Genomic DNA, 26,076 nt, shown 5'->3' with positions numbered 1-26,076 from the left:
AGCATGCATTCCAGTTTGCAGCACAATGAAGATGCAGTCGCTCCCGGACGGTCAGCGCCCGGGACAAGCCCTTATTTAAGCTTATGCACCGCATCGATAAAAATGTCTCCCCTGACCTCAAAAGTTTTGTATTGGTCCCAGCTTGCACAAGCCGGCGAGAGGAGAATGACATCGCCCGGCTTTGAAAGCCTGCAGGCGGCGGGTACGGCGCTAGCAACATTATCGACACGCTTGATCGATTTTATTCCCGCCAGTTTTCCTGCCTCTTCTATTTTCCCCGCCGTCTGCCCAAAAGTTATCAGTGTTTCTACATGCCTGAGCGAAGGGATCAATTCTTCAAACCCATTGCCCCGGTCAAGGCCGCCGGCCAGCAGTATGACAGGAGCATCAAAAGCGGCAATGGCATTTTTAGTAGCAAGTATATTCGTAGCCTTGGAATCATTGTAGAATTTGCGGCCATCCACTTCCCCAATATACTGAAGCCTGTGTTTGACACCCGCAAAAGAGGACATGACCTTGAAAATCGCTTCATTATCCACGCCTGAAAGCTTCGCGGCAGCAATCGAAGAAAGGATGTTCTCAAGATTATGGCCGCCGGGAAGGGATGCATCCGCACGCTTCATGACAGGCTCCCCATTAAAACAGATCCAGCCATCCTTTACACATGCCCCGTCATCAAGAACCCTGCTGACAGAGAATGGCACAATCCGCGCACGGCTTTTTCCAGCCAGCTGAACGACCGCGTCCTGGTCTGCATTTATAATAAAGTAGTCTTCTTCTGTCTGGTTCTTTGTAATATTGGCTTTTGCCCCGAAATAATCGTGCCTTGTCCCATGATAATCAAGATGGGCATCATACAGATTTGTAAGGATGGCGATTCTTGGCCTGAAGGCCTCTATCCCCATCAGCTGGAAAGAAGACAGCTCAATGACAATGGTATCATCGGACTTTGCACCTTCTGCGACGCCAGTGGCAACTTTCCCGATATTTCCGGCAATCAATGGCGACTTTCCGCCCGCTTCCAGCATCTCATGGACAAGGGTTGTTGTGGTCGTCTTCCCGTTCGTGCCCGTAATGGCGATAAATGGCGCTTCAGAAATCTGATAAGCAAGCTCCACTTCAGTGATTACAGGAATCCCGAGCCGTGCGGCCCCCTCTACCATCGGGTTATGATAAGGGATCCCCGGGTTTTTGACAATAAGTTCAAATCCTTCATCAAGCAGTTCAATCGGATGGTCTCCGCATATAACCTTGATCCCCTGCTCAAGCAAACCCTGGGCTTCCGGATTTTCAGATAAAGGCTTCATATCGTTCACAGTGACGAAGGCCCCCAGCTTATGCAGCAGGGAGGCCGCACTCACTCCGCTCTTGGCGAGTCCGAGTACAAGAATTTTTTTATGGCGGTAAGTTTTTATCTGCTTCAATTATAACCACACCTCGATATAGATTCCCAGGATTGCAAACAGGAGCCCGACCGTCCAGAAAGTCACGACGACGCGCCATTCTGACCAGCCGACTAGCTCATAATGATGGTGAAGGGGACTCATTTTGAAAATCCTCTTGCCAGTTGTTTTAAATGATATTACCTGCAGGATAACAGAAAGCGTCTCAATGACAAACACCCCGCCGATGATGATCAGGATGATTTCAAGCTTCGTCAGGATGGCAACAGTCGCGATCGCTCCCCCCAGGGCAAGCGAACCGGTGTCGCCCATGAATACTTTTGCCGGATGGGCATTGAATACCAGGAAGCCCAGTACGGCACCGACAACAGCCACCGAAAAGATCGACACTTCAAATTGGGACTGATTCCAGGCCAGTACAGCAAAGGCCCCGAACGCAATGGCTGCCGTACCGGAAACAAGTCCGTCCAGGCCGTCTGTCAGATTGACAGCATTGGAAAAGCCGACAAGCCAGAAAATGATGAACAGTGCGTAGCTCCAGCCCAAATCAATGGACAGGTCCGTAAATGGAATGGAAACCTCTGTTGAAAACTCATTTGTCTGGAAAATAAAGTAGAAAATGAGCGATATGATAATCTGGCCAAGCAGTTTTTGTTTTGAAGTAAGGCCGAGATTCCTTTTTAGCGCCACCTTGATGAAATCATCAAGAAAGCCGAGAAGCCCAAAGCCCAGTGTGACCAGCAGGACCATGTATATCTCTGCTGTAGGCTCTGCAAACTTGCTGGACATCACCAGGGTGGTCACGGTGACCGAAAGCAGAATCATGATTCCGCCCATCGTCGGCGTGCCCGTTTTTTTCTGGTGCGACTGCGGGCCTTCCTCCCGGATGCTCTGGCCGAATTTCAGCCTTCTAAGGAAAGGGATGAAAATGGGAGATAGTAGGACTGTTATTAAAAAACCCATCAGGATTGTCAGAAATATTGCCTGCTCCACCATTTTACTCCCCTCCTTCCTGTAATGCCCGCTCATTCATTACTGCAATATCATATGTAGTGAGCCTGTCATTAAGACTTTTATTTTCTTTCATATGGTAGTTATGGGCAGCCATGCCGCATGCAGCACCGCTGGTTTGGATAGTATTCGTCATGATCAAAAGCCTTTCAGTATATCTATTTATTATTTATTGAAAATCATATGTTCAGCGGAGCAGCAGCTTTCCCGGCTGCTGCCCTGTTTATCTGTTCCTTATAGCTTCTCTCGCTGCGGTCCTGTCGTCAAAATCAAATGTCTGCCCGCCGATCTGCTGGTATGTTTCATGCCCTTTGCCTGCTATGAGAATCACATCCCCCTTGCCGGCAGCACCTACACTGTATGCGATTGCCTCTTTGCGGTCGGCTATCATTGTATAGTTTGCACCAGGGACACCAGCAGCCATATCTTTCAGGATTGCATCCGGATCCTCGCTTCTCGGATTATCAGATGTAAACACCGCATCAGTTGCAAGCCGGCAGGCGATTTTAGCCATAAGGGGCCTTTTTGTCCTGTCTCTGTCACCGCCGCAGCCAACTACGACGAAAATCCTGCCCTCGGCAAACTCTTTTACCGTTTCCAGTGCATTTTCCAGACTGTCAGGGGTATGCGCATAGTCGACAATCACAGAAAAGTCCTGTCCGGCATCCACTGTTTCAAATCTGCCCGCGACACCTTTGACAGTTGAAATGGATTCCAGGATAGCTCCGAGCTCAAGACCTGAAGCCAAAGCTGCACCAATTGCAGCCAGCACATTATAAACACTGAATTTGCCGATCATCTGCATGGCAACAGGGTGCATGCCAAAGGGGCTTACAAGGTCGAACGAAGTGCCTCTGGCATCCATCTGGATGTGCACGGCACGCAAATCAGCTTCATGATCGATTCCGTAGGTCAGAATCTGCGCGGCAGTCGATTTCCTGTATTCAGCGCTTGCCGGATCATCGGCATTCAGTACAGCATATTTAGGTTTATTGTGGTAGAACGCGCTCCCAAGCTGTGCAAAAAGCAAACCTTTAGCTCTTCTGTATTCGTCCATCGTTTTATGATAATCCAGATGGTCCTGTGTCAGATTTGTAAAAACGGCCACATTGAAATCACAGCCATGGACGCGCCCTTCATCAAGGGCGTGGGAGCTTACTTCCATGACAGCTGCTTCCACTTTCTTTTCGACCATGGAAGCAAAGGTTTTCTGCAATGTTAGGCTTTCCGGCGTCGTATTCTTGGTTTCAAGCGTCTCGCCTGCGACTTTTGTGTACATTGTCCCGATGAGGCCCGTGCTTTTGCCGGCATCAGCCAAAATCTTTTCAATAAGATGGCTTGTCGTCGTTTTTCCGTTTGTGCCGGTGATTCCGATCAGATGCAGCTGCTGGCTCGGCTGGCCATAGAAAGCGTCCGCCAGTACAGCCATGGCCCTTGCCGTATCCTTGACAATGATGACAGGGACATTCAGCGGAAGCTCCCTCTCAGCCAAAACGGCCGCCGCACCGTTTTTGACAGCTGTTTCTGCAAAATTGTGGCCATCAACAGTATAGCCCTCGATGCAGATAAACAGGCTCCCTTTTTTCACTTGCCTGCTATCATTTTCTAAAGACACAATTTCAGGATTATCTCCACCGAATGGTTTAAAAGGATGGAGATAATGAAGCAGTGTATGTAATTTCAATTGAACCCATTCCTCTCATTCCGCAGGAAAGACAGGCAGTATAAGCCTGCATTATCCCCTGCCGTTTTGCTCAGTCGCCCACGCAGCGGGTCTGCATATATTGTAAGATGAAAAAAAGCTGCTGTATGCTTTCCCTAAAGCTCCCAGCCACAATTATTCCTGCATGGCGACTTATATTTTACATGATTATTCTTGTTTTAGCCATTTAGTAATGAAAATTTAAAGAAAAACTTCCTTTGCCCAACAGGGATGCGGGAATTCCCATTTACTTCTTATCAAACAAAACGGGCAGCGCATTCCGGCCGCCCGCTTTCTGCTCTTATTTGTCATCAAAATACAGCCTGATTGTAGAGCCTTCTTTCAGTTTCACACCAGGCTGCGGGGTTTGCCTGACGACTGTTTCACCCTCCCCGCTGCCGTCTATCTTCAGGTTGACAAGCAATTCGCCGAGCTCTTTTTTTGTGATGCCAACCAGATCCGGAACCTCAACCATCGGTGTATCCAGCCATGTCAGTTCTTTTTCAAGCTGATCTTTCCTCGGTTCAACTCCCATTGCCCTAAGGCTGTCCCCCATGATACTCCCGACAATCGGCGCAGCGACAACCCCTCCAAACTGGATCGTGCCCTTAGGATTATCCACTGCCACATAAACAACAAGCTCGGGATCGTCCGCAGGGGCAAAGCCTATAAAGGAAACAATGTGATTGTTCTCGAGATATCTTCCGTTTTCCGCCTTTTGGGCGGTTCCGGTTTTGCCGCCGACCCTGTATCCGTCGACGAACGCTTTTTTCCCGGATCCCTGTGCTACTACACTTTCAAGCGCCAGGCGGATTTCCTTGGAAGTTTCCTCTGATATGACCTTCCTCTTTGCCTCTGGGGTTTTCCTCATCACAATTTCGCCTGAAACAGGATCAATCAGCTCTTTTGCTATAAAAGGTGTATACAATGTCCCGCCATTGACGGCTGCTGATATCGCGGCAACCTGCTGGATCGGCGTAACGGAAACACCCTGTCCGAAAGCAGTGGTCGCCTGCTCGACAGGACCGACATTATCGAGGTTGAACAAAATCCCTTTTGATTCCCCCTGAAGGTCTATGCCTGTTTTCGTGCCAAAGCCAAAGTCTTTAATATATTTGAACAGTGTTTCCTTCCCAAGCCTTTCTCCCAATTCTACAAAGCCCGGGTTGCATGAATTCTGCACGACTTCCAGGAATGATTGGCTTCCATGTCCCCCTCTTTTCCAGCATCGCAGCCTCGCGCCCCCTACCTCGGTAAAGCCCGGATCATGAAAATGATCTTTGGCAAGGTCGACCTTCCCCTCTTCAAGGGCAGCTGCAAGAGTGATGATTTTAAAAGTGGAGCCCGGCTCATATGAGCTCCAGACTGGAAGGTTCCGGTTGTAAACATCCGGTGCGACATTCCGGAAATTGGCAGGATCAAAATCCGGCCTGCTTGACATAGCGAGCACTTCTCCTGTATTTGGGTTCATGGCAATCGCAATGATGCCGTCCGGATTATAGGCCGCCTCTGCAATATCCAGCTCTCTCTCGACGATCGTCTGCACCTTCGAGTCGATCGTCAGCATCAGGTCCATCCCATCGACCGGCGCCTTATAATCATCTGCCATGTCGTTCATCCGCTGCCCTTTTGCATTTGCATAAAATTTGACAGAGCCTTTCTCTCCCTTAAGCTCTTTGTCATAATAAAGCTCCAGCCCCATCAGCCCCTGGTTGTCTATCCCCGCAAATCCGAGCACATGGGATAGATAATTGCCAAAAGGGTAATGCCGCTTTGAATCTTCTGCAATATAGACCCCGTCCAATCCCTCTGCCCTGATTTCTGTTGCTTTTTCGTGGGAGATTTTCCTGCCCTCAGGGATTTTTACACTTGACTCTTTCTTGGTGATGAGCTGGAAAGCCTTCTCTTTTGACATGTTCAATATGGCTGCCAGCTTCTCTGCCGTATCATCCGGATCTTTGACTTGCCTTGGAACTACATAAACGGTCGGAGCACTGACATTGGTTGCCAAAGCCACACCATTGCGGTCGACAATTTCTCCCCTTTCCGGCTCAAACGGAATGTCGCGGCTCCACAGCTCTTTAGCTTCATCCGTCAGCATGCTGCCAAGGAAAAACTGGACATATCCAAGCCGGATATCAATGATGAAAAAGATGAGTATGCCTGCCAATAATGCAATAGTCAACCGTTTCCTTACGGTAACATTTGATACGCGCATGAAAAACGAACCTCCTTCAATTATGGCTCGTTCAACTATATGCTTGTACCAATACAAATAGAACGCACCGCCTTAAGCGGTGCGCCTTAATCCTGCTAATCTTTGACTTCCTCTTCTGCACTATCTTCCCCGCCGGCAGCAGTGTCCTCTTCTTTTCCGGACCGGCTGTACTGCTCTAGCGGAGTTTCAAAGTCCACAATCAAATATTCGCCTTCCTTAACTGGTGACCCCGGGGAAAGATTCTGCTTCACCGCAAAGCCGCTGCCTACTGTATTCAGCTTCAGGCCTGCAATTTTAGCTGTCTTCATAACATCCCTCATAGACCAGCCCTGCATATCCGGCACATTCAGAGTTCCGTCCGTTTTGATGACCACCCGTTCCCCTTCAAGGATGGTGGCACCCGGCTCGGGAAGCTGTCCTGTAATTTTGCCGCCTTTCCCGATCACCGCTGGCACAAACCCGGCGCCGCTCAGCTTTTTGGCAGCTGCATCTGCAGAAAGGCCTGCTACATCTGGAACCTCTTTAGCTTCGACCTTCGTCTGCTTCGAAGGTTCGATATTCAAATATTGGAGGCTGTTCTGCATGACCGGCTTGAAGATCTGCGATACAGGCAGAGAACCTTTTACATAATCATCGATTTGCGGCTGCTGGACTGCCACGTACATGACCAGCTCCGGATTTTCCGCCGGGGCCATGCCCATAAAAGAGAAAACATAGTTCTCAGGCCCGGTCAAATATCCGCCTGATCCCGGAATCTGTGCGGTCCCGGTTTTCCCGGCAACTTTATAGCCTTCCAGATTATATTTTTTATAGCCTGTCCCTTTCTCTGATGAAACCACTGTTTCAAGTATATCAAGGACTTCCTTTGCCGTTTTTTCCGAAATCGGCTTTCCTGCGGCTTCTGGCTTTGTATCCTTGATCACTTCTCCCGTAGCTGAATTTACGATTTTGTCAATCACATGGGGCTTCATCATCTGTCCTTTATTGGCAATGGCGGTTGCTGCCTGGATCTGCTGGATCGGCGTGACGGCCGTCCCCTGTCCGAAAGCAGTGTTTGCCTTTTCAATCGGATACTGATAGGCGAACTTAGCACTTGTTTCACTAGGAAGGTCTATCCCGGTAGGATTATCAAACCCAAACCTGGTCAGATACTCCCTGAAAGCGTCAAAGCCAAGCTGCTCTTTGGCAATTTTTGCAAATGCGACGTTAGAAGAACGCTGCACCCCTTCAAGATAGGTGATTGAACCCCAGCCGCGTCCATAGTTATGGTCCCGGACCGGCCTTGATCCCTTGTCCACCACATATGTTCCTGACTCATACCAGGCATTAGGATTGAACTGCCCTTCTTCTATCGCAGATGCCAGCGTAAAAATCTTCATGGTCGAACCAGGTTCAAAAGAAATCTCGATTGCCTCATTATACCAATCGTCCTCAAGACCTTCCCTTGTCTGGGGATGGAAGGACGGCCGCTGCGACATGGCGAGGATGTCCCCAGTCTTAGGGTCAGCCACGATCGCAACCATTTTCTTCGGATTATATTCTTTCTGGACACTGTTCATGCTGTCTTCCAGGAATGTCTGGATTTTTTTATCAATCGTCAGATAAACATCATTTCCATCCTTGGCCGGTTTAACCTTTTCGTCAGTCCCCGGGAGAAGATATCCCCAGTGATCTTTTTCATAGGTAACCTTCCCATTGATGCCGCTCAGGACGGTGTTCAGGCTTTTTTCTATTCCAAGCCTTCCCACTGCCGGCGTTCTGTCCGGTTCATCCTGATCAGCTTCTTCCGGTTTTTCAACATATCCTACCAGGTGGGATGCGAACATTCCATTTGGGTAGAATCGCTTGATTTCCGGGCGGAAAGAGATTCCCGGAAGCTTCAGGTCCTCGATTTCCCTCTTAAGCGAATTTGAAATATTGCGGCCTGCCGTCCCAAACTCCACTTGATCTTTAGGTTTTGACAGTACCTTCTTAATCTCGGATTCTTCCATATCAATCAGCTTGGAAAGCTCCTCCGCCGTTTTATCTATGTCTACTACATGCTTGGGCTTCTTCTTATTGACGGTCATTTCTTTGTCAAGGATGGCAACCAGCGTAAATGAGCTTGCATCTTCTGCTACCACATCGCCGCCCCGGTCATAGATGGTTCCCCTTTTCGCCTCAAGGACGCGTTCATTGGTATATTTCTGCTCCGCTTTTGCTGCAAGGGGCTGCCCGCCAGCTTCTCCTGTTATCTGGATAGACACAAATCTGTACAGCAAGACAAAAAAGAGCAGGCTGAATATTACAAATAATATCGCTGCTCCATAATTGATATTTGGCTGTTTCTTCATCATTTATCCTGTACACCTCTGACATTTTCATTGAGTGTCAGACCAAGAGATTTTGCTTTTTCAAATATGCGCTCGTATGTACTAAGCTCGCTGATTTGCATTTCAAGCTCGCGATTTGATTTTTCCTTGCCCTGAATCGAAAATTGGATGTCCTGGATATCTTTGTTCATTTCATAAATGGCCGCCTGGTTTGAAATGATGTGAACAGCTCCAAAACAGACAATGGCCCCAAAAACGACACCCATTATTTTTTCGCCGGGAGAGAGCCACAGGTTCTTTATCCTAACCTTCTTCACCTTTACAGCTGTCTTGTGCTGCTGTACTTCCTCCTGCTGCATTTTCCTTGCCAAGTTGCTCATTTTATCCCTCCTGTGATCATTTAGTGCCGGACAATGCCTGGCATTTATTGTGTATGGGGGCAAGCTGTTAAGCTTGTCCCCTTTTTTGCTTGCTTACAGCTTTTCTGCAACCCTCAGCTTCGCCGACCGCGCCCTGTTGTTTTCTTCCAGTTCTTCTTCTGATGGAAGAATAGGCTTCCTTGCAACAAGCCTAAGCACCGGCTTGAATTCATCAGGTATGATCGGAAGGCCCGGAGGCAGCGGCGGAGTTTCGCTCGCTTTCTTTAAGGTCGCTTTGCATATCCTGTCCTCAAGCGAATGGAAAGTGATGACACTGATCCTGCCGCCTGGCTTCAAAATATCGATTGCCTGCTCAAGGGACTTCTCAAAAACGCCAAGCTCATCGTTGACAGCAATCCTGATTGCCTGGAAAATCCGCTTGGCCGGATGGCCGCCTTTCCTTCTTGCTGGTGCCGGTATGCCTTCTTTAATCAATTCAACCAGCTGGAATGTCGTTTCAATCGGCGCTTTTTCCCTGGCGGCTTCAATTTTTCTTGCTATTTGCTTCGAAAACTTTTCCTCTCCATATCGGAAGAAGATCCTGACAAGGTCCTCATACGGCCACTCATTGACCACTTCAAAAGCAGACAGGCTTGCATCCTTGTCCATCCGCATGTCAAGCGGGGCATCGTGATGGTAGCTGAATCCCCTCTCAGGTGTATCCAGCTGGGGCGAAGATACGCCAAGATCATAGAGTACTCCATCCACCTCTGTGACTCCGGCCTCTTCCAGCTCTTCCTTTAAATAAAGAAAATTGCTTTTTATTATAGTGATCCTGTCTCCGTATTGACTGAGTTTTAACTTTGCATTTTCAATGGCTGTTTCATCCTGGTCAAAAGCATACAGCTTCCCCTGGCTTGACAGCTGTGTCAGAATCAGTTCACTGTGCCCGGCACCGCCCATTGTGCAATCGACATAGACGCCATCAGGCTTAATATCGAGGCCGGCTACCGTTTCCTCCAGCAAAACTGTTTTATGATCAAACATACTTGTCCACCTTCCAATCGAATCATCGAGGAATTATTATACTAATAAAACATTCCCATTATATATCAAACCCAATCATATTTTCTGCAATTTCAGCAAAAGATTCTTCTGACTCTGCAAAAAAATCCTCCCACAGATGTTTGCTCCATATTTCGATCCGATTGGAAACGCCTACTATGACACATTCTTTATCCAGCTTCGCGTATTGCATGAGCGGACTGGAAATATTGATTCTTCCTTGCTTATCAAGTTCGCATTCAGATGCACCGGAAAAGAAAAAGCGGGTAAACGCGCGTGCATCTTTCTTAGTCAAGGGCAGCCCTTTCAGCTTTGTTTCGAGCTGCTTCCATTCAGAAAGCGGATAGCCAAATAAGCATTGATCCAGCCCGCGAGTCAAAATGAACACATCGCCCAAATTGTCACGAAACTTGGCAGGCACGATCAAACGGCCTTTTGTATCAACATTATGATGGTATTCGCCCATGAACATGCCCAAGACCCCACTTTCCAACTCAAATGTACCACATTCCCCCACTTTCCTCCACATGTTTTTAATATTCTCCTTGCTTTCTGCAATTCCTTCTGGTAAATAATTATTTTTCTCCTTTTTATTTCCTGGTGGAAAAATCCTTCCGGCCGTCATTTGGGTGGACAGTGGTGAGGCGCCGTCCCAGTATATGCAATTACGAACCCGGTGACGATGGGTGCGGGATGGCGGAGCAGATTCATTTTTACACGCTGTAAACTCCACACAAAAAAGGGGTTTGGAATGTTTTCATCCCAAACCCCTTTTACAGGCATTGCACGTCGCCGTAATAGGCAGGCCCAATGTTTAAAGCTTAATTAATTTATGGCTTCCATCAAATTCAAATGGAAGCTCCATGATATCGTCTATAAGGGTAAGCCCATACAAATTCAGATAATAAAGGATATTCCAGATCCGCTCCTGAGGCGAACCTGAAGGCCTTAAGGCAGCCTCAATCCGCCTGTATTTAGAAAGAATGGCGGAATGCCTGTTTTTCAAGCTTTCTTCTGTTTTTGCCTCCATGAAATCCAGCTGCTTCAGGAGGAATGATTCATTCTTTTCAAGCAGGGGGAGCATTCCCCTGTCCGTTTCCTGAAGACGGCTTTCAATCAGCTTATATTGGCTGATCAGCTGCTTTTTCGTCTCACCGAAAAGGCTTGAAAGCATCTGGTCTTTTACTCCATCGACAAAAGCTTCCTGCTCTTTGCCTGTTCCATTTTCCAGAACCTTTGTGATTTCGAGGCCCAGATCCTGAATATCCGAAGCAACAGGCCTTTCCAGCAATGTGATATTCAGCCTTGGCACAATCGGAGGCATCTCCATGCCGAGATGCTCGAAAGCCTGTTTGAGCTCTGCCCAATAAGCGATTTCGCCTGGACCGGCAATAAAAGCAAGGACCGGGAAAAGCCGTTCCTGTGTAATCGGCCTTGTCACCACATTATTGCTTAGCTTTTCTGGTGATTCTTTGGCAATGAGGGACAATTCTTCAAGAGAAAACTGAATAGCCCCGTTCTTGCCTTCAAACAGGCTGAGTTCCTCATTATACTCAAGAAGGACCCTTTCAGAATTGAGTTCATCATAGAAAAAAAGGTTTGCAGCATTATCGCCGATTTCGATTGCTGGTTTGAAACCGGCTGCCTCCACTTCCCTCTGCTGTTTCTTCACCGCTTTGGTGATAGAGGAAAACTGGCTCAGCTGCTCGGAGAAAATGCTTTTTTCAAGTTTTCTCAGGCGGCTGTCCCCTGAATCGGCAAGCAAAATGCCATATTCCTTAAACAGCTCCATGATCATATAAGAAAAAAAGTCGACAAATGTTGCTGACTGTTCGGCCGCATGCTGGACAAACTGAAGGAGATCTTTCGTATGCTCCGTTTCACCATAGCTCTCGATCAGGCTCTCGGCCCAGCGGAAACACAGGCTGTGATCCAGCTCGACCATAGACACCATCTTCTTCTCAAGAACCTTGTGCGGGTACACAGCTTTTTCAATCCGCCCGCTTTTCTCCGCAAAAATATGATTAACCTCGTGATAATCATGATCCTCCCCGGCTATCCAGAACACCGGCACCACGGGAACCCCCAGTTCAGCTTCCTTCTGCCTTGCAAGAATGATTATAGAAATTACTTTATGTATAGTGTATAAAGGCCCGGTCAATATTCCTGCTTGCTGTCCGCCGATGATGACCACACTGTCCTCCGAGCGAAGCTTATCTAATGAAATGCCTGTTTTATCCGAAGAAGGAAATCTGGACATATACTGCCCGATATAATCGGCAAGCTCTTCTCTGTAAAATTTCCGTCCCTTCAGCTCTTTCAAACGCCTTTGATATTCGCCGGCATCATGATAGCGGTAATGGAAAAAACGCTCCACCTCAGGCTCATGAGACGTATAATCTGTCGCAAACCGGCTGGATGCCGGCAGTGAGAGATTTAAAATCTCCATCTAAGTACTTCCTTTCTGGTCAACAATTTTCACTCCTACCTGAGTATATCATTGTCAGAATTGAAAAGAAAAAAACTTTGCCTGAAAAACACGCCGCAAAATCCGCTGTCAATGCCGCACCTCTTGCTTATGGAATAGACAGATAGCCGGAAACGCTTTGAAAAACGCCGAAGATTAAAAGGACAATATAGGCAGAGAAAAACAAAAGAAAATTGAAGCGCCAGAACCCCTTGAAAATCATCTGGAAATTAATTTCCTGCTTGACCTTCCAATGAATGACCGTGAAAATGACTGCAGCAAACAGCATGAACAGCACTATGATCCATAAATAAGACTGTTCCCATATAGCCAGGATCAAAAAATGAACTGAAAGGATTAAAAGAAAGGTGCTGCAGTCAAGTGCAATTCGGACAGACTTTTTGTGGTGGCCTGTGATTTGCTTGCTGACGATGAATACAATCAAATACCCCAGCAGCGGAACCGTTACAAGTGTGGCGGCAACTGACGAAAAGAATGATGACATAATGGAATCCCCCCTAGTTTCCAGGCTCCTTTCCCTTGATGCAATAGTAAAATGCATGGACAAGGGGAGCGTGTTTATTTTTTTTATCAGCTTCTCCAAGAATATATCCGAGAATAGCATCCGCTTCTGTTTTTCTCTGATTCTGCAGGTCTTTTAGCATAGATGAAGTGTTGGCTGAAGTTTCTCTGCAGACTGAAACCAAAGCGCCAAAGACCTCCTCAGGATCGGCCAGCTCCAGCACAGCGGCAATTTCAGCAAAATATTTCTGCACCAATATGTAATAATGGGGATTCTCAATCAATTCTCCATTTTTCACCTGGAGGATGCCGGTCAATGGATTGACAACAGCATTGATGACGAGCTTTTGAAGGAGCATATCATTGTAATCCTTACGGACGGCAAATGGAAAGCCGCGGGAAGCTTCCTCCAGGCATTCAGCTTCTTCTGCTCCTTTTCCTGAGAAAACGGCTATATTCGTTCTTCCAGCCCCTGTGTGATGGACGGTCCTCGCGTCTTTCTTTAATGCACCATGCTCAACAGTTCCAACTAGGATGGCTTTGGCCCTGAGTTTTGGAAGCAGTGATAGATGGCCCATCCCGTTCTGAAGAAATAAAAATGAAGGAGAGTGTGCAGCTGCCTGGTTATCATTAATGATAGAAATAAGGGAGTTAATATCATATTGTTTGACCGCAATAATAGTGAGCTCTTCTTCACCCTTCCATTCATCAATCCGCATTGCCTGAACATAAGAAATATGCTCCTGCCCTCCCGCAATCAAGGAGATTCCCCGGGAAGAAATAAGCTCTTTCTGCTCAGCGGAACGGACATAGAGGGTGACATCATGATTTCTCTGCAAATAGGAGGAGAATAATAATCCGATAGCCCCTCCGCCAATGATTCCTATTTTCATAATAACTCCTCTTTTTGCAACTTTTAGTAATATTCTATCAGATATAGCCAACTTCCTGTACTGTGCCCGGGACTTTTTCTTTCTTTATGCAAAAAAACCATTTTTTGAAATGGCTGAGGTTATGGAATGAAATCAAGCAAGCGGCAGGGAGCTTTAATTCTTTTTATGGGTAGCAGAACTGGCAGAGGGTTTTTTAAGTAATTGAAGGAGACTGCGGGAGGATTATTACTGAGACTTGGATTCTTCTTTTTGGTCAGAGGGTCTCAAGGGGCCTTGACTAATAGAGGGTCCCAGTCTCGGAACTGGAACCCTCCCCTTTTTTCCATCAAACCGGATAAACCGGGTGTTTTCTCACACTGAAGTTCAGCTCTTTTGTTTCATAATAGGAAAATCTCTCGATCAGTTGATTGCGCAACTCTGAGGCAGCGACGATATCATCCACGATCAGCTCTGAAGCAAGCTTGTAGATATCGATATGTTCTTTATATTCCTGCTGTTTCTCCTGGACAAAAGCGATTTTTTCCTTTGGATCTTCAATTTCATTTATTTTGTTGGAATATACCGCATTGACGGCTGCTTCAGGTCCCATTACCGCAATCTGTGCAGTCGGCAGGGCAATGCAGCAGTCAGGTTCGAATGCCGGGCCGGCCATTGCGTATAATCCGGCTCCATATGCTTTCCGCACAATGACGGATATTTTAGGAACAGTTGCCGAGCTCATGGCTGCGATCAGCTTGGCCCCGTGGCGGATGATGCCGGCGCGCTCAACTTTTGTGCCAATCATGAACCCTGGTACATCAGCAAGGAACAGAAGCGGAATATGGAAAGCATCACAGAGCTGGATGAATTTCGCTGCTTTATCGGCTGAATCGACAAACAGCACACCGCCTTTAACCTTCGGCTGATTAGCAATGATGCCCACAGCTCTGCCATCTATCCGCGCCAGCCCGGTAACGATTTCAGGGGCAAACAGCTTCTTGATTTCAAAGAAACTGCCTTCATCAATCAGGGCATCTATGCATTCATACATATCAAAAGGGGCGTTTTGGTTAACCGGAATGATATCTTCCAGCTGACGGCCCTCTTTAGGTGCAGCTCCCTCCAGCATTTCTGTTTTCTTCTGAAAGTTCGCTGGGAAGTATGGCAAGTACCTTTTGGCATACTCAATCGCCTCTTCCTCACTGTAAGCAAGCACGTCGCCGCAGCCGCTGACAGAACAATGCATACGGGCACCGCCCATTTCTTCAAGCGTCACTTTTTCCCCAATTACCTTTTCAGCCATCCTCGGGGAACCTAAATACATGGACGCATTTTGATCGACCATAATGACAATATCACAGAAAGCCGGTATATATGCCCCGCCTGCAGCAGAAGGGCCGAACAGCAGGCAGATTTGCGGGATGACTCCCGATAGCTTGACCTGATTGTAGAATATACGGCCGGCACCGCGGCGGTTTGGAAACATTTCCAGCTGATCCGTGATCCTGGCGCCTGCAGAATCCACCAAATATAATAATGGAACCTTCAGCTTCTCGGCTGTCTCCTGGATCCGGATTATTTTTTCGACGGTCCTCGCTCCCCAGGATCCGGCTTTTACAGTTGAGTCATTGGCCATGACACAGACTGTCTGTCCGCCCACTTTTCCAGTGGCGCAAACGACTCCGTCAGCCGGGAGGCCTTCTTCCTTGCAATTGGCAAATTTGCCGTCTTCCATATATTCACCGGCATCAAATAAAAGCTCGAGGCGCTTCCTGACAAACAGTTTATTCTGCGCCTTCAGCTTTTCATGATATTTAGGGGCCCCTCCGGCTTCTGCCGCTGCGGACCTTTCCCTTAATGTTTCGGTCAAAGTGTTGACTGCCTTCATGTTATGCCTCCTCTTTTCTTTTGGCGGACTGCTATTCAAGTACGATCAGAACGTCCCCTTCATTGACAAAATCACCGGCTGAGACTTTTACCTCAGCTACTTTTCCGTCCATATGGCTTTCAACAGGGATTTCCATTTTCATGGACTCCAGCATGATGACTTCCTGCCCGGCCTTGATCTCGTCCCCAGGACCAGCCAATGTATTCAGAACTGTCCCAGCCATTGATGATGTAATTTCTTTCATGTGATTTCCTCCTCTTAATGAACTGCAAATTTCTTTTCCGCCAAAAAGGCCGTTGTGTAATTTCCTTTTATAAAATCTTCGTCATTCAGTATTTGCTGAAATAAAGGAGCATTTGTTTTGATCCCCTTAATTTCCAGGTGTGCGAAGAACTCAGATGCCCGCTGGATTGCTTCTGCCCTCGAGTCTCCGAAAATGATGCACTTCGAAATCATTGGATCGTAAAAAGGTGTGACCGTGTTTTCCGCAAGATATCCATTATCCATCCGGATCCCATCCCCCTTTATCCAGGAAAAGCTATCAATTTTTCCAGGAGAAGGCATGAAACTTACAGGATCTTCTGCATAAAGCCGGAACTCGATCGCATGGCCGTTCCTTGCTATAGCATCCTGAAGCAATGGAAGCTTTTCTCCACGGGCCACGAGAATCTGCCATTTCACCAGATCAAGGCCGGTGGTCTGCTCGGTTACTGGATGCTCAACCTGGAGCCTTGTATTCATTTCGAGAAAATAGAAATTCTCTTCTTCATCTACAATGAATTCAACTGTGCCGGCATTCACATAGCCGACCGCTTCGCCTGCTCTCAGCGCTGTTTCCAGCATCTTCTGCCTTGTACCTTCAGATATGAACGGGGATGGCGACTCCTCAACGACTTTTTGGTGCCTTCTTTGGATAGAGCAGTCCCTTTCATACAGATGCACAAGGTTTCCGGATGAATCGCCGAATATTTGGACCTCGATGTGCCTGGCATTAGGAATATACTTTTCTACGAATACTTCCTCTGTGCCAAAATAAGCTTTTGCACGTGCTTTGGTTGATTCATAGGACTTAGCGAGCGCTTGCTCATTTTCACAGCGGATCATACCGATCCCTCCCCCGCCGCCGCTTGCCTTAAGCATGACAGGATAACCCATCTCATCTGCGAGGCTTACAGCCGCTTCCAGGGTGCCTACTCCTTCGCTGCTTCCCGGAACGACCGCAACTCCCGCCTTGGCCATTGTATCCCGGGAAACGATTTTGTCTCCCATCAGCTCGATGGTCTCAGGGGCGGGTCCGATGAAAACAATCCCCTCATCAGCTGCAGCACGGGCAAAAGCTGCGTTTTCTGATAAAAAGCCGTAGCCCGGATGAATAGCGTCAGCTCCTTCGGCTTTGGCGATCCTGAGCATTTCATCTGCTTTAAGATAAGATCTGCCGACCGGGGGCTCCCCTATCCGGAATCCGTAATCCGCTTCCTGGACATATGGCATTCCGCTATCTGCATCTGAGTAAACAGCAATTGTTTCTATTCCCATTTCACGGCATGTTCTAATGACGCGCGAGGCAATCTCGCCGCGGTTTGCAATCAGTATTTTTCGCACATTCAATCCCCTTTCCTGGCTTTATCCCTGCAATAAAATATATTTCTACAAAGTTCTCCTTTTTCCCTTCTTTTTTTGAAAACGCTTTCTAAATTATTTGGAAATAACGAATATTACTTTGATTTTTGCATTGCAGGGGATTATTCATATTAAAAATCCTCAGTCTGCCAAAAATTCAACACCATATACAAAGTGACTATGCAGAATTATTTGTTATTTTGTTATATAATGTTGGAAAGCGCCTTCAAATCTTTACTGCGCCAGGCAGGTTTGGTTTTCAAGACTGCAGGGCAAAAAAATTCATATGATGTAATGTAACCAGTACGCAAGGGGGAAACATAATGGAATTTAAAGTAGACAAATTAAAGGTGAACTACAAAACGCTTGAGGAATTTAAAAGATTCAAAGAATACGGCCTGCAGGAACTTTCCATGTTTGAAGATCTTGAAGCCAATATTATTGAAAACGACAGCGAGTCGCCTTTTTACGGAATTTATTTCGGGGATAAACTGGTTGCCAGAATGAGTCTTTACCGGGAGGCTGCGAAGTTTGACCGGTATTTCAGCCCGCCGCAGGATTATCTTGAGCTCTGGAAGCTGGAAGTTCTGCCTGATTACCAGGGAAAAGGCTACGGAACCGCTCTTGTGAACTTTGCTAAAAGCTTCGAGCTTCCTATCAAAACCAATCCCCGCATCAAATCAAAGGAATTCTGGGAGAGGATGGGCTTTACTTCCGTCTCGTATGACATAGAAAGGGATCTGGGAGAAAATCCATTGGTTTGGATCCCTGCCGGAGCAGCTGAACAGACGAATGAAAGCTGATTACCTGGCAAACAGCCAGAAAGCGGACATCTTTTTGTCCGCTTTTTAAGTATAATCACTTTTGGAATACCTGCTGGCCGTGCTTAGTTTTCTGCTGGCGGTCTTCCTCTTTAAGCACCACCATTTTCCGTGCTCGTTCCATTATTTCCGTCAGGGCTTCATAGTTTCTCTCCATGACCGAAATTTCCTTCAGCAGCCTTTCATTTTCGGCAGCCAGGTAAAAAACCTGGTTTTCCAGTTTCTTGATCTGCTCTCCCATTTCAGCGTCTGCCGGCTGACTGGCTTTGCGGTACAACGCTTCAATGAAACCTGCAAGAACATCAAATTCAGGGATATCACCCCCGGGTGAGGCATTTTCCGGGGAAATGCCGACTTCCTGTTTAGGAAGTTCAGGCTCCTGCTTGGCAATCTGGACTGCTTCCGGTTTTTTCTTCAATTCCTTCCGCTGCTTCTTGGCAAGCTCAATCCCTGATTTATACTGCTTTCTCACATAAGAATTCCATCTGAAACCGCATGCCGCAGGGGTCCTTGAAAGCTGTTTTCCCACTTCCTCGAAGGCCTGCAGCTGTGTACCGCCTTCCCTGATATGGCGAAGCACCACTTCAGCAAGCAGCAGATCCTCATCCTGGGTCCAGGCATCTTGCCTTGTTATCGACATCAGCTATCCCTCCTAGTCTTTTTAAAAGCATATGCTTCTGCTAGAAAAGATAGACTGATGCGAAAATAAATTTGAATGATTAAGAGCGCTTTAGGAATTTGTCCACCTGGGCATGATGCTCATCCTTTTCCCACAAGACCGCGCAGCGGCGGACCTCATCGTCAATCCTCTGCAGGATTTGGCTGTTTTGCCACTTTTCAGCCTGCAGCCTTTTGTAGCTTTCAAGAACATTCACATCCAGCTGAAGAATTTTTGACAAATAACTCCTGCAGCTTTCGAGCGCATCCTGTTCATCGATGCTATGGACGAATCCAAGCTCAAGCAGCTCAGAGCAGCTATAAACCGATGCTTCCGCCAGCATTTTTAAAGCATTGGCGGGAAGAAGCTTTTCCATCAGGATGGACCCGCCGCCCCAGCCGGTCGTAATCGCCAGCTTTCCCTGAATGAATCCCGCCTTTGCAACCGGTGCTGCTATAACGAAATCACAGGCAGCTGCAAGCTCACAGCCCCCTCCGACCGCCGTTCCATTTAAGAAAGCCACTGTCGGCTTGGGCAGGAACAGCAGGTCTTTCAGTATCGCCGCCATCCCGGACAGCATTCCAAAAGCCTCATCCTCTGTCTTCAGTCTATGGAAGATCCCCAGATCTCCGCCTGAACAAAAAGCCTGGCCGCCGGCTCCGGTTATCATTAGTGCTTTAACCTCTTTCCCGGCCGCCAATCCGACTGCCTTCCTCAGCCCTTCCATTACTTCATAATTGATTGCATTGCGGACTTCCGGCCTGTTGATTGTGAATTGCAGCAGCCCATCTTCATGCTGTTCTATTAAATACGTCATCATCATCTTCCTTCACTTTTCTTCCATTATAGGAAGTTGGCTGGCTAAATTGCAATAAAGTCGAAAAGAGGTCCCCTACCCTGAAAATGCCAAAATTAAAAGCACAGGGAATAAGATCCCTGTGCTTTTAATAGTGAAAATTAGTCGTTAACAACTTCTTTTCCTTTGTATGTTCCGCAAGCCTTGCACACGCGGTGAGCAAGTTTCATCTCACCACAGTTTGGGCATTCTACCATACCAGGCACTTGCAGTTTGTAATGAGTGCGACGTTTTCTTTTCGCAGTTTTAGAAGTTCTTCTAAAAGGTACAGCCATTCTTCCCACCTCCTTAAAGAGTATTAAGAAAGTTATGAAGGCCAGTATTCGCTGGATTCTTCAAATGCTTCTTGTAGTAGTTCATTCTTCCGGAAATATTCCGGCGACCAAAATCCCTGTCTCCAGCTATTCGCCGGAGGGATCATTTTGATCAAAGAAATTTGCAAGCCCAGCAAGCCGGGGGTCGACTTTCTTTTGAAGGTCTTCCTCCTGGATGACTTCCCAGTCCTTGCCGGATTGGGGGGCACCCTCTTTACCGCTGTCCTCGCAAAAAACCTGCATAGGGACTTCAAGCAAAAGGATCTCTTCAATGACCGGCTGAAGGTCAATGACATCGCCTTTCACCTGATGGGTTTCCTCTTCGGTTTCATAATCCAAACCTTTTAAGAGGAATGTTTCAGTTGTTTCAACATTAATTGGATAATGCACATCAACTAACGTACGAGAACAAGGCAGCACCAGATGACCTTTTATCGCTAAATGAAAAGTCACCTTGGACGAATCTATATCCGCCCGGCCAAATATATGAATCGGCGAAACTTCTCTGATCGTCGGGTCAGTATTCCTGATCCCGCTCACATCCACTGTTTCATCAATCGGATAATCCTTGCTTCGATATTTCTGTAATTGACTTATTGTCCATTTCATACGAATCACCCCAAGGCAACAAAAGTAATTATAGCTTTCATATAATTATTTGTCAATATTTTTTCTTTACACTATAATTTAAGCTAGCTAAACGCAGAATCGGCTTATTTTCCGGGCTTTTTCCGCTTAACGGAGAAGGCATATCTACCATTATAGCTTCTGTCACTATACTATAGGTTTATCACAAGCGGCCGATATTAAACCATTATAAGGGGAATGTTCTTATGAAAGCAGTTGGTGTAATCGTTGAGTATAATCCTTTCCATAACGGGCATTTATATCATCTGGAAAAATCGAGGGAAGCAGCCGGCGCTGATGTTGCCATAGCTGTCATGAGCGGAAATTTCCTCCAAAGAGGCGAACCGGCGCTCCTATCGAAATGGGCACGGGCCGAAATGGCATTAAAAGCCGGCGCCGATCTCGTCTTTGAACTTCCCTATAAATTCGCTGTTCAAAATGCTGAAACTTTTGCGGACGGCGCTGTTTCCATTCTTGCTGCAGCTGGCTGCAGCACACTCTGCTTTGGAAGCGAATCAGGCGACATCGAAAAATTCAACTCTACCGTCAATTTGCTCGACAAGCATCATGAAGCCTATCAGGAGAGGATCAAGCACCATATAAAGGACGGAAACAGCTACCCTAAAGCATTGTCCCTTGCTTTCAAAGATCTCGGGCTGGGCGAAGCCGGACTGGACTTGTCCAAGCCTAATAATATTCTCGGCTACCAGTACGCCAAGTCGGTCCATTCCCGTCATCAGGAATTGGAGCTGCTGACTGTCGAAAGAAAAAGTGCCGGCTATCATGACGAACACTTCTCATCAGAGACGATTGCAAGTGCAACCAGCATCAGAAAAGCTTTGTTCTCAGACGGGCAGGAGTTGTCCGATATCAAGTCATACGTTCCTGAAACAACGCTCGAAATCATGGAAGATTATAAAAAAAGCTTCGGTGCCTTCCACCAGTGGGAAATGTACTGGCCCTTCCTCAAATACCGGCTGCTCCAGATGTCAGCTCCTGAACTCAAGGAAATTTATGAAATGGAAGAAGGCCTTGAAAACAGGTTCATGCTTTCGGCTGTAAAGGCAGGCTCCTTCCAGGAGTTCATGGAATCCATTAAAACGAAGCGATATACCTGGACAAGGCTGCAGCGCGCCTGTGTCCATATACTGACCAACACGAAAAAAGAAGAAATGCTGCCGCAGCCTAAGTCAGCATCCTATCTCCGGCTGCTCGGGATGAGTGAAGAAGGACGGGTATATTTAAACAGGCATAAAGGAAGCCTGGGCCTGCCTGTCGTTTCCAAGCTGTCTTCCAGCCCGGAAGAAGCTGTGCGGCAGGATACACGGGCAGCCAGGATCTATGCTTCAGCCCTTCCCCATCCGCAGCGCCAGAAGCTGCTGGATATGGAATACACTCAGCCGCCGATCTATCTGAAGGGCAGCCGGGCTTGAGACAAATAGGAGCAGGCAGGAAATATTCCTGCCTGCATTGTTAATTCGGTTCCAAGCCTGCCAAATAATCTACTGCTTCCTCAAAAGTGTTGATCGGAATAATTTTCATATCTGTCCCGATTTCCTCGGCAGTTTCGGCTGCTTCGCTGTAATTCGACCCGGCTGCGCCATTTTCATTCGGCGCCAGAAATATTTCTGCACCCGCTTTGTCGGCCGCTACAATTTTCTGATCGATGCCGCCGATTCTTCCGACCGTTCCATCAGCAGAAATGGTTCCTGTTCCAGCAATCTGATAGCCTCTTGTCAAATCATCCTTAGTCAGCTGATTGTATATTTCAAGCGAGAACATCAATCCTGCGGACGGGCCGCCGATTTCATCTGTATTAAGGCTGACTTCCGGATCCACTTTTATCTCCTTGTCATCGACAAGTGATATGCCAATCCCGACTTTATCAGGATCATCCTTGAAGGCTTTCAGGGAAACCTCTGCTTCTTTGCTCTCCCCGCCTCTTTTGTAGGCAAGCGTGATGGTGTCTCCGGCTTTTTTCCCGCTGACATACGAAATGAATTCTTCAGAAGACTTGAATTGCTTATGATCGACTTCCGTTATCATATCCCCTGCCTTCAGCACTCCATCAGCAGGCATATCAGGCAGGACATTCATCACATAGACGCCTCTGTACTCATAATCCACCGGCAGGCCGGCCTTTTTATAGGCAACCTCGATGGCTGCTGTTTTTGATGTATCCATCAGATGCAGCTGGCGGACATTATACTCTTCATCAGTTTCATCCTCGCGCCTGATTTCCTCGACAGGATAGATTTCCTGGAACTTGCTCACCTTTGCAGCCAGATAGGAGTAAATATTGGCCCTTCCCATCCTGACGGTCGTAAGCATGAAGTCCCCTGTTTCATCATATCCGCCTTCCACTTCAATTATCGGTTCCAGCTGCTTGGCCATGCCTGGCTTTGTTACATAATAAGGCAGATAATAGAAAAATCCTGCCAGCAAAATCACTGCAGCGATAAAGAAGGAACGGAGGAAGATTTTATTTCTCTTCATCGTCTTCTTGCCCCTTCCAATTTTGGATAGCTTCCTTTATTCTGGGAATCTGCTTCCTTGCTTCCTCTTCCCCAATCCTGATGATATCTTCAATATTGGTGAAAGCACGGGAACTGTACATTTCCACATGCGGCCTTATCATGATATCAGAGGCGATCTCCCGGTTCGAAACAAGCTCCATCTGCATAATATCCAGGCTTTGCATGATCACATCAAATATGGATGTAATGTCCGAGCTGGTCTTCACTCTTGAGACATCAACAGCAATGATAAGATCCGCTCCCATTTCTTCAACAACAGACACCGGCACTCTGTCAATGACGCCTCCATCGACCAGGAGCCGGTCTTCCAGCTTTTCCGGAGTGAAAATGCCGGGTATCGATATGCTGGCCCTGACAGCGTCAGCAATCGGCCCTTTGCTGAAAACAACTTTTTCTCCTGCTTTAAGATCAGTTGCAACCACTCTGACAGGGATATCAAGGTCTTCCAGATTCTTGCCGTGGGTAAACAGACGAATAAGTTCCTTCAACTTCTTGCCAGCCAGAAAACCCATCTTTGGTACTGTAAAATCAAGATAGTACTTTCTTTTGAAAGCCCCGGCAAGCTTATAAAGCCTGTCAACATCCAGTCCTGCTCCATAAAAGCAGCCTACAAGCGCTCCCATGCTGCTTCCGGCTATAACATCGATATTGATCCCTTCCTCTTTCAGCACTTTTATGACGCCAAGATGGGCGAACCCCCTGGCTCCCCCTGATCCCAGCGCTAATCCAATCACGGGCTGCCTCATCAGCTTCCCCCCTCTTATATAAGACTCATGGCGGGTGATAGTCAAGAATTTGGATTTCAAATCATGCTTTCCTCCGCTTTAAGCATAGTGAAGCCTGGTTTAATCTTATGGTCTATTTTATCTTTCTATGAGTATATTGGGATATATGGGGACAAGGCGTGCCCGGCTGAAGCCGATTAGGCAAAGCAAATGGAAAACCCTGTATATTGACTGAAAAATCTATTATGCAGACACAAAAGGGACGGTTTGCTGCACCAGCCCCGCCCGCTGATTATACATACATTTTATCACTGTTCTGCAGGAGCTGCACAGTTTGTTTACCTGATAAGGGAGGATTTGCCGGTGTTGCGTTCCAAACTGAAAACACTCATATTAGCTTTATCCGTTACATTAATGGCTGTATCACTCATATCCTTTCCGCAAGAATCAGTGGACGCCTCAATAAGAGGACTTGATATGTGGTGGGAAATCGTCTTTCCTTCTCTCCTCCCCTTTTTCATCGTATCTGAGATGCTGATCGGATTCGGGGTGGTCAAGTTCCTCGGTGTTCTGCTGGAGCCGCTCATGCGGCCGCTTTTCCGCGTTCCGGGCGTCGGCGGGTTTGTCTGGGCGATGGGAATGGCATCCGGCTATCCCTCAGGGGCAAAACTCACTGCCAGACTCCGCCAGGAAGATCAGCTGACCAAAACAGAAGCTGAAAGGCTCGTTTCTTTTACAAACTCCTCCAACCCCCTCTTTATTTTCGGGGCTGTCTCTGTCGGATTTTTCAACAATGCAAAAATCGGCATCATCCTGGCTCTGGCCCACTATCTTGGAAATATCACTGTCGGCCTGATTATGAGGTTTTATGGGCGAAAAGAAGAATTGACCCGTTCGAAACAAAATAAGAAATACTCTCTCAGAGCTGCATTTTCTGCTCTCCATCAGACAAGGATAAATGACAACAGGCCCATCGGAAAGCTGCTCGGCGATGCAGTGATGTCTTCGGTCCAGACGCTGCTTATGATCGGGGGCTTTATCATCTTATTTTCAGTTATCAATAAATTGCTATTCCACCTTCATATCACGGCTTTTGCCGCTGAATTCATCGCTGTCGCCTTCAGCAGCATCAGCTTGCCTTCTGAGCTCAGCATCCCATTTATTTCAGGGCTGTTTGAAATAACACTGGGCAGCCAGATGACGAGCCAGATTCAGCAGGCCACCCTGATGCAGCAGGTAATCGTAACAAGTCTTGTACTTGGATTTTCCGGGTTCAGTGTACAGGCCCAGGTGGCCAGCATCCTGGCCCAGACCGATATCGGCTTTAAGCCTTTCTTTATTGCAAGAATCATCCATGGACTTGCAGCAGCCATGTTCGCCTTTCTTCTCTGGGGACCAGTCTATGTGAGGTTCTATCATACAGATGCCCCTTCCAATGCTTTGCCTGTTGGCCTGTTTGGCGGAAATGCCTATTCACAGGCCGCCGCCTTCCTGGCAGAACATGGACCGCTCATAACGCTCGCAGCATTGCTTGTCTATATTTTCCTGCTCGGCAGGCAACTTTATACGGGAGAAGCACAAAAAAAATAACCGGCAGCCGCCGGTTATTTTTAATTCTGCAGATTGAATTTCCCGCTGAGAGCTTTTTGGACAGCCTCTGGCACCAGCTCGGAAATATCTCCTCCGTATTTAGCCACTTCTTTAACGATGCTTGAGCTTAAAAAGGAAAATTGGTTATTCGTCATCATGAAAAACGTTTCTATTTCATCATTCAATACCCGGTTCATCGATGTTATCTGCATCTCGTACTCAAAGTCAGAAACGGCCCTGAGCCCCCTGATGATTGCGCTTGCCCCGACCCCTTTGGCATAGTCGACAAGGAGTCCCTGAAAAGAATCCACTTTCACATTGGGAAATTCCTTCGTCACTTCACTGATCAGGCTGATGCGCTCATCCACAGAAAACAGCGGGTTCTTGGATGAGTTGTTAAGCAGGACCACATGAATCTGGTCAAAAACCTTCGAGGCTCTTTTAATGATATCCAGGTGGCCATATGTAATGGGATCAAAGCTGCCCGGACAAACTGCAATGCTTGCCAT

At 47.3% G+C, this 26,076-nt stretch carries 25 protein-coding genes; 3 read left to right on the top strand and 22 right to left on the bottom strand.

Going from position 1 to position 26,076, the window contains the following annotated elements; translation table 11 throughout:
- Positions 1-71 precede the first annotated feature (71 nt).
- The 15 genes from murD to AC4E8B_RS09205 form a co-directional block, all read right to left on the bottom strand.
- The gene (murD, locus tag AC4E8B_RS09275) at positions 72-1,424 is read right to left on the bottom strand and encodes a UDP-N-acetylmuramoyl-L-alanine--D-glutamate ligase (protein ID WP_490218415.1); all 1,353 of its coding nucleotides are present in this window, start codon (positions 1,422-1,424) and stop codon (positions 72-74) included.
- Complete coding sequence (gene mraY / locus AC4E8B_RS09270; protein ID WP_490218413.1) at positions 1,425-2,399, bottom strand: phospho-N-acetylmuramoyl-pentapeptide-transferase; 975 nt, start codon at positions 2,397-2,399, stop codon at positions 1,425-1,427. It lies immediately after the preceding gene.
- Between the two features lies 1 nt (position 2,400).
- On the bottom strand, positions 2,401-2,550 hold the full coding sequence (locus AC4E8B_RS09265) for a hypothetical protein (protein ID WP_490218411.1): 150 nt from the start codon (positions 2,548-2,550) through the stop codon (positions 2,401-2,403).
- 87 nt (positions 2,551-2,637) lie between these two features.
- Positions 2,638-4,098 carry a UDP-N-acetylmuramoyl-L-alanyl-D-glutamate--2,6-diaminopimelate ligase gene (locus tag AC4E8B_RS09260; protein WP_490218409.1) on the bottom strand — a complete coding sequence of 487 codons (1,461 nt, stop codon included), beginning with the start codon at positions 4,096-4,098 and terminating at the stop codon, positions 2,638-2,640.
- 319 nt (positions 4,099-4,417) lie between these two features.
- Positions 4,418-6,334, bottom strand: a complete 1,917-nt coding sequence (locus AC4E8B_RS09255; protein WP_490218408.1) for a stage V sporulation protein D — start codon at positions 6,332-6,334, stop codon at positions 4,418-4,420.
- Between the two features lie 95 nt (positions 6,335-6,429).
- A complete protein-coding gene (locus tag AC4E8B_RS09250) occupies positions 6,430-8,670 on the bottom strand; it encodes a penicillin-binding protein (RefSeq protein ID WP_490218407.1) in 2,241 nt (746 codons plus the stop codon).
- Positions 8,667-9,026 (bottom strand): cell division protein FtsL, encoded by a 360-nt coding sequence (ftsL, locus tag AC4E8B_RS09245; RefSeq protein WP_490218405.1) that lies wholly within the window; start codon positions 9,024-9,026, stop codon positions 8,667-8,669. Before ftsL ends, AC4E8B_RS09250 begins: the two co-directional genes overlap by 4 nt.
- 93 nt (positions 9,027-9,119) lie before the next feature.
- Positions 9,120-10,052, bottom strand: coding sequence for a 16S rRNA (cytosine(1402)-N(4))-methyltransferase RsmH (gene rsmH / locus AC4E8B_RS09240; RefSeq protein WP_490218403.1), 933 nt, complete (start codon positions 10,050-10,052; stop codon positions 9,120-9,122).
- A gap of 58 nt (positions 10,053-10,110) precedes the next feature.
- Positions 10,111-10,542, bottom strand: a complete 432-nt coding sequence (gene mraZ / locus AC4E8B_RS09235; RefSeq protein ID WP_490219590.1) for a division/cell wall cluster transcriptional repressor MraZ — start codon at positions 10,540-10,542, stop codon at positions 10,111-10,113.
- Between the two features lie 342 nt (positions 10,543-10,884).
- On the bottom strand, positions 10,885-12,519 hold the full coding sequence (bshC, locus tag AC4E8B_RS09230; protein WP_490218401.1) for a bacillithiol biosynthesis cysteine-adding enzyme BshC: 1,635 nt from the start codon (positions 12,517-12,519) through the stop codon (positions 10,885-10,887).
- Between the two features lie 127 nt (positions 12,520-12,646).
- On the bottom strand, positions 12,647-13,042 hold the full coding sequence (locus AC4E8B_RS09225) for a DUF3397 domain-containing protein (protein WP_490218399.1): 396 nt from the start codon (positions 13,040-13,042) through the stop codon (positions 12,647-12,649).
- A gap of 13 nt (positions 13,043-13,055) precedes the next feature.
- Positions 13,056-13,952: a 2-dehydropantoate 2-reductase gene (locus AC4E8B_RS09220; protein WP_490218398.1), complete on the bottom strand. Its 897-nt coding sequence runs from the start codon at positions 13,950-13,952 to the stop codon at positions 13,056-13,058.
- A 325-nt stretch (positions 13,953-14,277) separates the two neighbouring features.
- Positions 14,278-15,819, bottom strand: coding sequence for an acyl-CoA carboxylase subunit beta (locus tag AC4E8B_RS09215; RefSeq protein ID WP_490218397.1), 1,542 nt, complete (start codon positions 15,817-15,819; stop codon positions 14,278-14,280).
- Between the two features lie 31 nt (positions 15,820-15,850).
- Positions 15,851-16,063 (bottom strand): biotin/lipoyl-containing protein, encoded by a 213-nt coding sequence (locus tag AC4E8B_RS09210; RefSeq protein ID WP_490218395.1) that lies wholly within the window; start codon positions 16,061-16,063, stop codon positions 15,851-15,853.
- Positions 16,064-16,077: 14 nt separating this feature from the next.
- Positions 16,078-17,421 carry an acetyl-CoA carboxylase biotin carboxylase subunit gene (locus tag AC4E8B_RS09205; RefSeq protein ID WP_490218393.1) on the bottom strand — a complete coding sequence of 448 codons (1,344 nt, stop codon included), beginning with the start codon at positions 17,419-17,421 and terminating at the stop codon, positions 16,078-16,080.
- A gap of 341 nt (positions 17,422-17,762) precedes the next feature.
- Between AC4E8B_RS09205 and AC4E8B_RS09200 the strand changes: the two genes are divergently transcribed.
- Complete coding sequence (locus tag AC4E8B_RS09200) at positions 17,763-18,242, top strand: N-acetyltransferase (RefSeq protein ID WP_490218392.1); 480 nt, start codon at positions 17,763-17,765, stop codon at positions 18,240-18,242.
- A 55-nt stretch (positions 18,243-18,297) separates the two neighbouring features.
- Here the strand turns inward: AC4E8B_RS09200 and AC4E8B_RS09195 are convergent, their stop codons facing one another.
- The 4 genes from AC4E8B_RS09195 to AC4E8B_RS09180 all read right to left on the bottom strand — a co-directional run bounded on the left by AC4E8B_RS09195 (position 18,298) and on the right by AC4E8B_RS09180 (position 20,697).
- On the bottom strand, positions 18,298-18,900 hold the full coding sequence (locus tag AC4E8B_RS09195; RefSeq protein ID WP_490218390.1) for an RsfA family transcriptional regulator: 603 nt from the start codon (positions 18,898-18,900) through the stop codon (positions 18,298-18,300).
- Between the two features lie 79 nt (positions 18,901-18,979).
- Positions 18,980-19,738, bottom strand: a complete 759-nt coding sequence (locus AC4E8B_RS09190) for an enoyl-CoA hydratase/isomerase family protein (protein WP_490219588.1) — start codon at positions 19,736-19,738, stop codon at positions 18,980-18,982.
- Positions 19,739-19,875: 137 nt separating this feature from the next.
- Complete coding sequence (rpmF, locus tag AC4E8B_RS09185) at positions 19,876-20,049, bottom strand: 50S ribosomal protein L32 (RefSeq protein ID WP_490218388.1); 174 nt, start codon at positions 20,047-20,049, stop codon at positions 19,876-19,878.
- Between the two features lie 126 nt (positions 20,050-20,175).
- Positions 20,176-20,697 carry a YceD family protein gene (locus AC4E8B_RS09180; RefSeq protein WP_490218386.1) on the bottom strand — a complete coding sequence of 174 codons (522 nt, stop codon included), beginning with the start codon at positions 20,695-20,697 and terminating at the stop codon, positions 20,176-20,178.
- A gap of 224 nt (positions 20,698-20,921) precedes the next feature.
- Here AC4E8B_RS09180 and AC4E8B_RS09175 point away from each other — a divergent pair, with 224 nt between their 5' ends.
- Positions 20,922-22,148, top strand: a complete 1,227-nt coding sequence (locus AC4E8B_RS09175; protein WP_490218384.1) for a nucleotidyltransferase — start codon at positions 20,922-20,924, stop codon at positions 22,146-22,148.
- Positions 22,149-22,188: 40 nt separating this feature from the next.
- Here the strand turns inward: AC4E8B_RS09175 and AC4E8B_RS09170 are convergent, their stop codons facing one another.
- Positions 22,189-23,211 (bottom strand): SepM family pheromone-processing serine protease, encoded by a 1,023-nt coding sequence (locus AC4E8B_RS09170; protein ID WP_490218382.1) that lies wholly within the window; start codon positions 23,209-23,211, stop codon positions 22,189-22,191.
- Complete coding sequence (locus AC4E8B_RS09165) at positions 23,198-23,998, bottom strand: patatin-like phospholipase family protein (RefSeq protein WP_490218380.1); 801 nt, start codon at positions 23,996-23,998, stop codon at positions 23,198-23,200. Before AC4E8B_RS09165 ends, AC4E8B_RS09170 begins: the two co-directional genes overlap by 14 nt.
- Positions 23,999-24,340: 342 nt before the next feature.
- Here AC4E8B_RS09165 and ylbJ point away from each other — a divergent pair, with 342 nt between their 5' ends.
- Complete coding sequence (gene ylbJ, locus AC4E8B_RS09160) at positions 24,341-25,567, top strand: sporulation integral membrane protein YlbJ (protein ID WP_490218379.1); 1,227 nt, start codon at positions 24,341-24,343, stop codon at positions 25,565-25,567.
- Between the two features lie 20 nt (positions 25,568-25,587).
- Here ylbJ and coaD read toward each other — a convergent pair whose 3' ends face one another.
- The gene (gene coaD / locus AC4E8B_RS09155; protein WP_490218378.1) at positions 25,588-26,076 is read right to left on the bottom strand and encodes a pantetheine-phosphate adenylyltransferase; all 489 of its coding nucleotides are present in this window, start codon (positions 26,074-26,076) and stop codon (positions 25,588-25,590) included.

It is taken from the genome of Bacillus sp. SRL543, from assembly GCF_984799205.1.
Note: the sequence above shows the minus strand (reverse complement) of the source record. Positions and strands in the feature narration are given on the sequence as shown.

Excerpts from the sequence above, each read along its gene's own strand:
- mraY (WP_490218413.1), bottom strand. The coding sequence starts at position 2,399 with ATGGTGGAGCAGGCAATATTTCTGACAATCCTGATGGGTTTTTTAATA.
- AC4E8B_RS09265 (WP_490218411.1), bottom strand. The coding sequence starts at position 2,550 with ATGACGAATACTATCCAAACCAGCGGTGCTGCATGCGGCATGGCTGCC.
- AC4E8B_RS09255 (WP_490218408.1), bottom strand. The coding sequence starts at position 6,334 with ATGCGCGTATCAAATGTTACCGTAAGGAAACGGTTGACTATTGCATTA.
- AC4E8B_RS09250 (WP_490218407.1), bottom strand. The coding sequence starts at position 8,670 with ATGATGAAGAAACAGCCAAATATCAATTATGGAGCAGCGATATTATTT.
- ftsL (WP_490218405.1), bottom strand. The coding sequence starts at position 9,026 with ATGAGCAACTTGGCAAGGAAAATGCAGCAGGAGGAAGTACAGCAGCAC.
- rsmH (WP_490218403.1), bottom strand. The coding sequence starts at position 10,052 with ATGTTTGATCATAAAACAGTTTTGCTGGAGGAAACGGTAGCCGGCCTC.
- mraZ (WP_490219590.1), bottom strand. The coding sequence starts at position 10,542 with ATGTTCATGGGCGAATACCATCATAATGTTGATACAAAAGGCCGTTTG.
- bshC (WP_490218401.1), bottom strand. The coding sequence starts at position 12,519 with ATGGAGATTTTAAATCTCTCACTGCCGGCATCCAGCCGGTTTGCGACA.
- AC4E8B_RS09225 (WP_490218399.1), bottom strand. The coding sequence starts at position 13,042 with ATGTCATCATTCTTTTCGTCAGTTGCCGCCACACTTGTAACGGTTCCG.
- AC4E8B_RS09220 (WP_490218398.1), bottom strand. The coding sequence starts at position 13,952 with ATGAAAATAGGAATCATTGGCGGAGGGGCTATCGGATTATTATTCTCC.
- AC4E8B_RS09215 (WP_490218397.1), bottom strand. The coding sequence starts at position 15,819 with ATGAAGGCAGTCAACACTTTGACCGAAACATTAAGGGAAAGGTCCGCA.
- AC4E8B_RS09210 (WP_490218395.1), bottom strand. The coding sequence starts at position 16,063 with ATGAAAGAAATTACATCATCAATGGCTGGGACAGTTCTGAATACATTG.
- AC4E8B_RS09200 (WP_490218392.1), top strand. The coding sequence starts at position 17,763 with ATGGAATTTAAAGTAGACAAATTAAAGGTGAACTACAAAACGCTTGAG.
- AC4E8B_RS09195 (WP_490218390.1), bottom strand. The coding sequence starts at position 18,900 with ATGTCGATAACAAGGCAAGATGCCTGGACCCAGGATGAGGATCTGCTG.
- AC4E8B_RS09190 (WP_490219588.1), bottom strand. The coding sequence starts at position 19,738 with ATGATGACGTATTTAATAGAACAGCATGAAGATGGGCTGCTGCAATTC.
- rpmF (WP_490218388.1), bottom strand. The coding sequence starts at position 20,049 with ATGGCTGTACCTTTTAGAAGAACTTCTAAAACTGCGAAAAGAAAACGT.
- AC4E8B_RS09180 (WP_490218386.1), bottom strand. The coding sequence starts at position 20,697 with ATGAAATGGACAATAAGTCAATTACAGAAATATCGAAGCAAGGATTAT.
- AC4E8B_RS09175 (WP_490218384.1), top strand. The coding sequence starts at position 20,922 with ATGAAAGCAGTTGGTGTAATCGTTGAGTATAATCCTTTCCATAACGGG.
- AC4E8B_RS09170 (WP_490218382.1), bottom strand. The coding sequence starts at position 23,211 with ATGAAGAGAAATAAAATCTTCCTCCGTTCCTTCTTTATCGCTGCAGTG.
- AC4E8B_RS09165 (WP_490218380.1), bottom strand. The coding sequence starts at position 23,998 with ATGAGGCAGCCCGTGATTGGATTAGCGCTGGGATCAGGGGGAGCCAGG.
- coaD (WP_490218378.1), bottom strand. The coding sequence starts at position 26,076 with ATGGCAAGCATTGCAGTTTGTCCGGGCAGCTTTGATCCCATTACATAT.